Origin of the sequence: Rhizobacter sp. (assembly GCF_031412495.1) — a bacterium.
In the GTDB taxonomy this organism is placed as follows: Bacteria; Pseudomonadota; Gammaproteobacteria; order Burkholderiales; family Burkholderiaceae_C; genus Schlegelella_A.
In genome coordinates this window covers 1-3,661 of record NZ_JANODC010000542.1, presented here as the reverse complement: position 1 = coordinate 3,661, position 3,661 = coordinate 1, and the positions used below count along the sequence as shown (strand labels likewise).

General features: G+C 71.1%; 4 protein-coding genes and 1 pseudogene. 3 read left to right on the top strand and 2 right to left on the bottom strand.

All coding sequences use genetic code 11. The features are described from left to right. The 3 genes and pseudogenes from AC30N0_RS20105 to AC30N0_RS20095 all read left to right on the top strand — a co-directional run. Nucleotides 1–243 (top strand): annotated as a pseudogene (locus AC30N0_RS20105) (cell division protein FtsZ); the annotation flags it as partial. Nucleotides 244–329: 86 nt separating this feature from the next. Then, entirely contained in the window at nt 330–1,265 is a 936-nt protein-coding gene (gene lpxC, locus AC30N0_RS20100; RefSeq protein ID WP_489519649.1) for a UDP-3-O-acyl-N-acetylglucosamine deacetylase, read from the top strand. Nucleotide 1,266: 1 nt separating this feature from the next. Further along, nucleotides 1,267–1,479, top strand: coding sequence for a hypothetical protein (locus tag AC30N0_RS20095; protein WP_489519648.1), 213 nt, complete (start codon nt 1,267–1,269; stop codon nt 1,477–1,479). Between the two features lie 22 nt (nt 1,480–1,501). Here AC30N0_RS20095 and AC30N0_RS20090 read toward each other — a convergent pair whose 3' ends face one another. Both AC30N0_RS20090 and mpl read right to left on the bottom strand, forming a co-directional pair. After that, entirely contained in the window at nt 1,502–2,137 is a 636-nt protein-coding gene (locus AC30N0_RS20090; protein ID WP_489519647.1) for a YqiA/YcfP family alpha/beta fold hydrolase, read from the bottom strand. Then, nucleotides 2,134–3,546: a UDP-N-acetylmuramate:L-alanyl-gamma-D-glutamyl-meso-diaminopimelate ligase gene (gene mpl, locus AC30N0_RS20085; protein WP_489519646.1), complete on the bottom strand. Its 1,413-nt coding sequence runs from the start codon at nt 3,544–3,546 to the stop codon at nt 2,134–2,136. Before mpl ends, AC30N0_RS20090 begins: the two co-directional genes overlap by 4 nt. Between the last annotated feature and the right edge of the window lie 115 nt (nt 3,547–3,661).

Here is a 3,661-nt window from a genome sequence, read left to right as displayed (position 1 = left end):
GTGCAGGCGCCGATCTCGGTGGTGCACAGCGCGCCGGTCCAGGTGCAGCGCACCGGCACCGACAACCTGCCGGTGCTGAACCAGCAATTGCAGATGCCGCCGCAGCAGCACGACTACAGCGGCCTGTCGACGCCGAGCGTGTGGCGCAACGGCCGCACCGCGGCAGCGAAGGTCGACGCCCTCGCCAGCAACGGAATGGACGAGATCGAGATCCCGGCCTTCCTGCGCAAGCAGGCGGATTGAGGCTGGTCGCCCTTGCCGGCGGGGAGGGTAGCGCTCTAACTCCCCGCCGGCGCAAGGTCAAGTGGCTGGCGGACAATTGTTCGACCATGGTTCGCCAGCGCACGCTCAAGTCGATGACCCGGGCCGTCGGCGTGGGCGTCCACGGCGGCCAGAAGGTCGAGATGACGCTGCGGCCGGCCGCGCCCGACGCCGGCATCGTCTTTCGCCGCGTCGACCTGCCACGGTCGGTGGCGATCAAGGCCGACGCCTTCGCGGTCTGCGACACGCGCCTGGCGACGACGCTGTCGGCCGACGGCTCGCCGGACGGGCCGAAGGTGAAGACCGTCGAGCACCTGCTCTCCGCATGCTCGGGCCTGGGGCTGGACAACCTGACGGTCGACCTCACGGCCGAAGAGGTGCCCATCCTCGACGGCTCGGCGGCCTCCTTCGTGTTCCTGCTGCAGAGCGCCGGCATCGAGCTGCAGGAGGCGCCCAAGCGCTTCCTGCGCGTCAAGCGGGCGATCGAGGTGAAGGAAGGCGAGGGCGCGTCGCTGAAGTGGGCCCGGCTCGAGCCGCACGAGGGCTACACGCTCGGCTTCGAGATCGAGTTCGACCACCCGGTCGTCAGCGAGACCGGACAGCGCTTCGTCTTCGACATGGGCTCGGGCCGCTACAAGCGCGAGATCGCGCGCGCTCGCACCTTCGGCTTCACCAAGGAAGTGGAGATGATGCGGTCGCGTGGCCTGGCGCTCGGCGGCAGCCTCGACAACGCCGTCGTCGTCGACGAGTTCAAGGTCCTCAACAGCGACGGCCTCCGCTACGACGACGAGTTCGTCAAGCACAAGATCCTCGATGCCATCGGCGACATGATGATGGCCGGCCATCCGCTGCTCGCGGCGTACACCGCATACAAGTCAGGCCACGCCCTCAACAATCAGCTGGTCCGGGCCCTGCTGTCGGATCCGGCCGCCTGGGAGATCGTCACTTTCGAGGACGAGAGCCGGGCCCCGGTCGGCCTCGCCGAGCTCGCTCCGGCCTGGTGACATGACCGTCTTCCGATGGGTCGCCGCCGTACTCTGTGCCCTGATCGCCACCGGTGCCGTCGCCGCCTTCTTCCTCTCGGTCAGCTTCGATTCGAACGTCTGGCGTGACCGGGCGAACAGCCTGGGCCGCTGGTTCCGGCTGCTGGCGCTCTTCTGGTTCAACGTCGAGGTCTGGGGCCGGGTGGTCCTGACCCTGGTCCGCTGGGGGCGGTGATCGGAGCCCTCGGGGGCCGACTTCAGCCGGGCCGTCGTGCCAGGCCGAGGAAGTCGACGACCGCAGGCAGGTGCGCGTCGAAGTCGCTGAGCGCATGGTCGCCGCCATCGAGCAGGCGCATCGGGCAGCACGCGTAGCGCTCCCTCATCTCGCGCCACGAGAGCACCTCGTCGCCCTTGGCGATGACGGCGAAGTAGCGTTCGGGCCGGGTCAGCCGCGGCGGCGCCGCGACGCGGCGTAGCTCGTCCACGTACTCGGGGCGGAACACGAAGGCCTCGTCGCCGTGCCAGGCGGTCGTCGTTCCGACGGCGGCGGCGAGATCCCGGGCCGGATCGACGGCCGGGTTGAGGAGGACGGCGCGGCAACCGGTGCGCTCGGCGACGATCGTGGCGTAGAAGCCGCCCAGCGAGCTGCCGACCACCGCCATCCGCGGCCTCGGCCAGTCGGCGATGCGAACGAAGATGTCGTCGACGGCGGCCTGCGGCGAGGCCGGCAGCTGCGGGCAGCACCAGACCAGGTCCGGCCGATGCGCCGCCACCCAGGCGGCGACCTGCCGCGCCTTCGTCGACTGGGGCGACGAGCGAAACCCGTGCAGGTAGAGCAGGTGCGTCGGCGCCGACGGTGGCCCGGCTGCGCCGCTTGTCGGCGCAGCGCTCATGCAGCGACGCGGACCTTGCCGGCGAGCCGGTCGAGCAGCTTCTGGTGCACGCCGCCGAAGCCGCCGTTGCTCATGCAGAGCACGTGATCGCCGGGCCGGGCCGCGACGGCGACGCGCGCCACCAGCTCGTCGACGCTGGCGGCGACGACGGCGCGCGGGCCCATGGGCGCGAGCGCGCTCGCCGCGTCCCAGCCGAGCCCGCCGCTGTGGCAGAAAGCGAGGTCGGCGTCTTCGAGCGCCCACGGCAGCAGCGCCTTGACGGCGCCGAGCTTCATCGTGTTGGAGCGCGGCTCGAACACGGCCAGGATGCGCGCGGCGCCGACCTTGCGGCGCAGGCCGTCGATGGTCGTGCGGATGGCGGTCGGGTGGTGCGCGAAGTCGTCGTACACGGCCACGCCGTCGGCGACACCCTTCAGCTCGAGGCGGCGCCGGACGTTGCGAAAGCCGGCCAGGGCCCGCGCCGAGACCTCGGGCAAGACGCCGACGTGCTCGGCCGCGGCGACCGCCGCCAGCGCGTTGAGCTGGTTGTGCTCGCCGAGCAGGGCCCAGTCGACGCGGGCGATCTTCAGGCCGCCGCGCAGGATGTCGAAGGCATGCGGCTCGCCGCGCGCGCGCAGCATGCCCGGCTCTTCCTTGCGGCCGCCGAAGCGCTGCACCTCGCTCCAGCAACCCATCGCCAGCACGCGCTGCAGGGCCTCGTCGCGGGCGTTGACGACCAGGCGGCCACGGCCCGGCACGGTGCGCACGAGGTGGTGGAACTGGCGCTCGATGGCGGCCAGGTTCTCGAAGATGTCGGCGTGGTCGAGCTCGAGGTTGTTGAGGATCGCGGTGCGCGGCCGGTAGTGGACGAACTTGCTGCGCTTGTCGAAGAAGGCGGTGTCGTACTCGTCGGCTTCGATGACGAACGGTGCGCCGGCGGCGCCGAGCCGGGCCGAAATGCCGAAGTCGAGCGGCACGCCGCCGATCAGGAAGCCCGGCGCACGTCCCGCCTGGTCGAGGATCCAGGCGAGCATCGACGTCGTCCCGGTCTTGCCGTGCGTCCCGGCGACGGCGAGGACGTGGCGGCCGGCGAGGACGTGGTCGGCCAGCCACTGCGGCCCGCTCGTGTAGGCGGCGTTGGCGTCGAGGATCGCCTCGAGCAGGGGGTTGCCGCGCGTCACCGCGTTGCCGACGACGAAGAGGTCGGGCGCGAGCGCCAGCTGGTCGGCGCCGTAGCCTTCGATCAGCTCGATGCCGAGGGCCGCGAGCTGATCGCTCATCGGCGGGTAGACGTTGGCGTCGCAGCCGGTGACGCGGTGCCCGGACTCGCGCGCGAGCGCGGCCAGCCCGCCCATGAAGGTGCCGCAGATGCCGAGGACGTGCAGGTGCATGGTCGTGCGAAAAGAATGCCCGGTCAGAGGCCGAGCCACTTGCCGATGGCCAGCATCGCGCCTTCGTCGAAGGCCGCGAAGCCCTCGTACTTGATCGGCTCGAGCTTCTTCCGGCCCTCTTCCGAGGCGTCGAGGCCGACGAGGTACTCGCGCA